Origin of the sequence: Herbaspirillum sp. B65 (assembly GCF_000333555.1) — a bacterium.
In the GTDB taxonomy this organism is placed as follows: domain Bacteria; phylum Pseudomonadota; class Gammaproteobacteria; order Burkholderiales; family Burkholderiaceae_D; genus Herbaspirillum; species Herbaspirillum rubrisubalbicans.
This window is the reverse complement of sequence record NZ_BADI01000701.1, coordinates 1-4,890: the sequence shown is the minus strand read 5'-3', so window position 1 is coordinate 4,890 and position 4,890 is coordinate 1. Positions and strand designations below refer to the sequence as shown.

The following is a 4,890-nucleotide window of genomic DNA, read 5'->3' as shown; positions in this document are numbered from 1 at the left end:
GTTTCAGCGGCAGGATAGCGGTGCAGTTCGATTGCGTGCCGCAATCGCCGCAGCCTTCGCAGACGGCGGAGTTGATGAAGAGACGTTCATCGGGATCGGGCAATTGCCCCTTCTTGCGACGCCGGCGCTTTTCCGCCGCGCAGGTCTGGTCATAAATGATGACGCTCACGCCCGGCCACTCGCGCAGTTCGCGCTGGACCGCATCCATCTGCTGACGATCATGCACGCTGACGATGGACGGCAACTGGGTGCGCTCGGCATAGCGTGCGATGTCTTCGGACACCAGGGCGATACGCTGCACGCCTTCGGCCGCCATCTGCTGCGCAATCATCGGCACCGAGATCGTACCGTCGACCGGCTGGCCTCCGGTCATGGCCACCGCATCGTTGTAGAGGATCTTGTAGGTGATATTGACCTTGGCCGCCACGGCGGCGCGAATAGCCAAGTAACCGGAATGGAAATAGGTGCCATCGCCCAGATTGGCAAACACGTGCGGCACCTTGGAAAAAGGCGCCTGCCCGATCCAGGGCGCACCCTCGCCGCCCATGTGGGTGGTCAGCTTGTTGAATTCGGGATAGATGGCGGTGGCCATGACGTGACAGCCGATGCCAGCCAGCGCGAAGCTGCCCTCGGGCACGCGGGTGGAGCTATTGTGCGGGCAGCCCGAGCAATAGTAGGCCGGGCGCGGTGGCGTATTGACCGCCTTGGTGAGCACCGCATCCTTGGCATCGAGAAAGGCCAGGCGCGCCTTGATGAGGTCGCTGGTGTGAAAGCGCGCGATGCGCGCAGCGATCACGCGGGCGATCTGGGCCACCGAGAAATCGGCCTTGGAAGTGAGCAGCCACTCGCCGCGCGGGGCCACCCATTCCCCCTTTTCATCGAACTTGCCGATCACGCGCGGACGCACGTCGTCGCGCCAGTTGTAAAGCTGTTCCTTCAACTGGTATTCGACCATCTGGCGTTTTTCTTCCACCACCAGGATTTCATCCAGGCCTTGCGCAAATTCGCGCACGCCTTCCGGTTCCAGCGGCCAGGGCATGGAGACCTTGAACAGCCGCAGGCCGATCTCGGCGGCAAAGGCTTCATCGATGCCCAGCTCGGACAGCGCTTCCAACACGTCGAGATAGGATTTGCCAGAAGCGATGATGCCCAGCCGCGCACGGGGACTGTCGATCATCACGCGATTGAGCCGGTTGGCACGCGCATAGGCCAGCGCGGCATAGATCTTGTAGTCCTGCATCAGCGCTTCCTGCTTGCGCGCCTGCACGCCCAGGGTGTCGATGGACAGGCGCGCATTCAAGCCGCCCGGGGGCATGACGAAATCGGTGGGCAAGCGGATCTCGACCCGCAACGGATTGGCATCCACCGAAGCACTCGACTCGACCGTATCGGCCAGCGCCTTGAAGCCGACCACACAACCGGAGTAACGCGACATGGCCCAACCATGCAGCCCCAGGTCCAGGTATTCCTGGACGTTGCAGGGATAGAGCATGGGGATCATCGAGGCCGAGAAGATGTGATCGGACTGGTGCGGCAGCGTCGAAGAATAGGCGCCATGATCATCTCCAGCCACCAGCAGCACGCCGCCGTGGGCCGAGGTGCCGGCATGGTTCATGTGCTTGAGCACATCGCCGCAGCGATCCACGCCCGGCCCCTTGCCATACCACATGGCATAGACGCCGTCGTAGTCGGAGGGCCCGATCAGCTTGACCTGCTGCGTGCCCCAGACGGCCGTGGCGGCCATGTCTTCGTTCACGCCCGGCTGGAACTTCACGCGCTGCGCAGCCAGGTGCGGCTGGGCCTGCCACAGCGCTTCATCCAGCCCGCCCAGGGGCGAGCCGCGATAGCCCGAAATGAAACCGGCTGTATTCAGGCCCGCGGCGCGGTCACGCATCTGCTGCAACATCGGCAGGCGCACCAGGGCCTGGATGCCGGAGAGATAGATGCTGCCTGCGGTGGCGGTGTATTTGTCGTCCAGACTGACAGGCGCCAGCCCGGAAGTGTCAGCAACTGTATCGGTAGAGTGTGCGCAGACGGTAGGCAAGCCGTCTGTCGCGGGGGAACCGGGTGTCTGCGGTGACTGTGATACCTCTTGCAGGACCGGCCAGTGAGCGCTCACTTGGGTCGCAGCCTGTGCGCAGTTGCGATCGCCCTCTACGGTAGGCGTCGCCGCTGCGGCAGGCTCAGCTGCCGAACGGATGTGCATTGCTTGTCTCCAAAATTTTTGTTTCAGATAGCGTCTGCCATTACTGCGCCGGGTACGGCACATCACTGCCAGACACATCGACCGTGGTAGCGGTCAACACAACAATCTCCGTCTCGAAAACTGCTGTGACTGAAGTCTATCCGCAGGGCGCGCAGAGGCGCAAATACCGAATGAGGATAGGGATATAAGAAAAAACGATACCTCACCTCACTGACTAAGAAGTACGCATTGGCGCCTGAGGAGCGTCGGGCACAGACCTGCCAGCAAGGCGTCGCCTCAAGGCTAAGCTCATACGCGTCACCGAAGAGCGCGACATCCAAAAAAAGGCCGCCGCGTTCTTTGCCAACGAGTTCCGGTAAAGTACGCATTCATTGTGGCTCCCGAACCCCAGCATGCCGTTCGCACGATGTGCCGCGTAATGCGCGTCCATCCCAGCGGCTACTACGCTTGGAAGGCCCGACCCGAATCCGAGAGGACCAAGGAGAACCGGCTGCTCCTGGCGCTCATCAAGCAATCGTGGCTGGAATCTGGCGGGATCTATGGCTATCGCAAGATTACGGCCGACCTGCCCAACTTGGGCGAGCGTTGTGACAAGCATCGGGTCTATCGCCTGATGCGCACAGAAAGCCTCAAGTCCCAGACTGGTTATCGCCGTCGTGCTGGGCGCTATGGCAAGCCGGCAGTCATTGCCCCGAATCATCTACAACAGAAGTTCGACGTGCCGGCGCCGAACCTGGCATGGGTTACGGACATCACCTATATCCGCACCCACGAGGGTTGGCTGTATCTGGCCGTGGTGCTCGACCTGTTCTCACGCCAGGTGATTGGCTGGTCGATGGGCTCGCGTATTGACCGCAACTTGGCAATGGACGCTTTGCTGATGGCGGTTTGGCGCAGGAGTCCGGAGCAGGAGGTCATTGTGCATTCAGACCAAGGCAGTCAGTTCAGCAGTCATGACTGGCAGGCATTCCTGAAGTCGCACAGTCTGGTGCCCAGCATGAGCCGGCGCGGCAACTGCCACGACAATGCTGTGGCAGAGAGCTTCTTCCAGCTCTTGAAACGTGAGCGCATTAAGCGCCGTATCTATGCTGACCGTAACGAAGCACGGTCGGATGTGTTCGATTACATCGAGATGTTCTACAACCCGAAACGTCGCCATTCCTATAACGGCAACGTTCCTCCCATACAGTTCGAACAGCAGCATTTCAATAGACTGGAAAGTGTCTAGTGCAGCCGGGGCGATTCAAGTCACCTAGCGATTGGAGATCAAAGTGTAACGTTGACATCACAGGCGTAAAGAGCTCCCTGGAAGACTTGGTACACCGTTACTTTGGCCCCGGCGGCAATCTCGGATCTCTTCAAGGAGACACCAAATCCGCTATCGATCAAAGCAGGGTTATTAAAATACTTGGCGACGTCTTCACGCTTTAGCATGGGGGAGACTACGAATTTTTCACTCCCGTTAGAGGAAAACCCAAGCACCATTGCCTCAGCAAGAGTCCCGTCTTTGGCCGAGATCATCGCCCAGCCAGAAATAAGCCGGTCGTCACCCTGAGAAGGATGCCGATCGAAATCACAGGCCCCGCCTTTTTTTTTCGGAAGACTTGCGTATGCAGTTGGAAGCGCATAAGAACTACTCGATGCATCGCCTTTTGCCGAGCCGGCGTTAGATTCCCCACCATCATCACACCCAAAAAGCAGACCGACGAACAGAGCAAAAGGAATAAGTCTTTTATTCATGAAATTCTCCTGTGACTGAATAGTTAATTAAGTAATCGGCGCTTTAAACCAAAGACGCCTTCATTTTTAAGAATTTCCCAACCACGCTTTCCGACTTCGAGGCCAGACTTTGGCTGAGACAGCGACTGCATCAAAATTCCACACAGTTTCCCCCAATCGACACGGCTCTCCCCCCCCCTATACCCGGGTGTCAGCCCGGAGGAAAGTTTTGCTATCGCGGAGTCATGCGTCTCGTCGCAGAAAAAATCAGGGAATTCAACTCGGCCCTGAGTATCCCACCAGATGCGGTAGGTAGTTGCATCAAATGGGTCAGGAAAGGCAACCTGGAGATCCGTTCTTTCTCGATAGACCAATCGCTGCGCCTTAGAGATTGGTGTGCCATCTGTATAAGTTCCATAGGCCCACGGCTCGTTAGCAAGCGGATCCTGGGCCAGAACTGCCGTTTCATTGTCGTACCATTCAATGAGCTGATGTACCACCTGATTACTTTCAGCGTTCTTAGTCGCCATAATGCGATGTGCGCCGCTATCAAATCCGGTGAAGTGGTAGAAACCCAATGGTTCGTTGTCAACCAAGTATTGTCCAGCTTCGGAAACACTCAGCTTACGGGTAGTCAGGTTCCAGGGTGCAACGTTATGCCGGCTTGAGCGCATGATTGCAACGCCACTAAAAAATGCGGGGACGAGGTCGATCCAGCGCTGGTCGGTAAACAGTCCGTTAGGAATGTCAGCACGGCAAAAATGATAGACGCGCTTACTCCACCAATTAGCAAATTCGCGGCCTGTCGCTGATGCAGCGACTGCGAACAAACCAAGGTTGTAGATCCCGTGTTTAAGGCTGCATATTTCGTTATCCATCACGGGACAAGTGACTGCTCTGGGCTTGTCTGATGGGGTGTAAGAACGATATCGGCACTATCCAGTGCCTCTACAAGGTCATCCAAG

Annotated in this window: 3 protein-coding genes and 1 pseudogene; 1 reads left to right on the top strand and 3 read right to left on the bottom strand. The window is 57.7% G+C overall.

What is annotated here, in order from left to right:
- The coding region (locus tag I5W_RS16630) for an indolepyruvate ferredoxin oxidoreductase family protein (RefSeq protein ID WP_044530054.1) at window positions 1-2,044 on the bottom strand (2,044 nt) is incomplete at its 3' end.
- 431 nt (window positions 2,045-2,475) lie between these two features.
- Here I5W_RS16630 and I5W_RS16625 point away from each other — a divergent pair.
- A pseudogene (locus tag I5W_RS16625) lies at window positions 2,476-3,434 on the top strand (IS3 family transposase); the annotation flags it as partial.
- Window positions 3,435-3,472: 38 nt separating this feature from the next.
- On the opposite strand, the gene I5W_RS16620 reads toward I5W_RS16625, so the two are convergent.
- Both I5W_RS16620 and I5W_RS16615 read right to left on the bottom strand, forming a co-directional pair.
- Window positions 3,473-3,946, bottom strand: coding sequence for a hypothetical protein (locus I5W_RS16620; RefSeq protein ID WP_044530052.1), 474 nt, complete (start codon window positions 3,944-3,946; stop codon window positions 3,473-3,475).
- Window positions 3,947-3,969: 23 nt separating this feature from the next.
- Window positions 3,970-4,806, bottom strand: coding sequence for a hypothetical protein (locus I5W_RS16615; RefSeq protein WP_148289129.1), 837 nt, complete (start codon window positions 4,804-4,806; stop codon window positions 3,970-3,972).
- Between the last annotated feature and the right edge of the window lie 84 nt (window positions 4,807-4,890).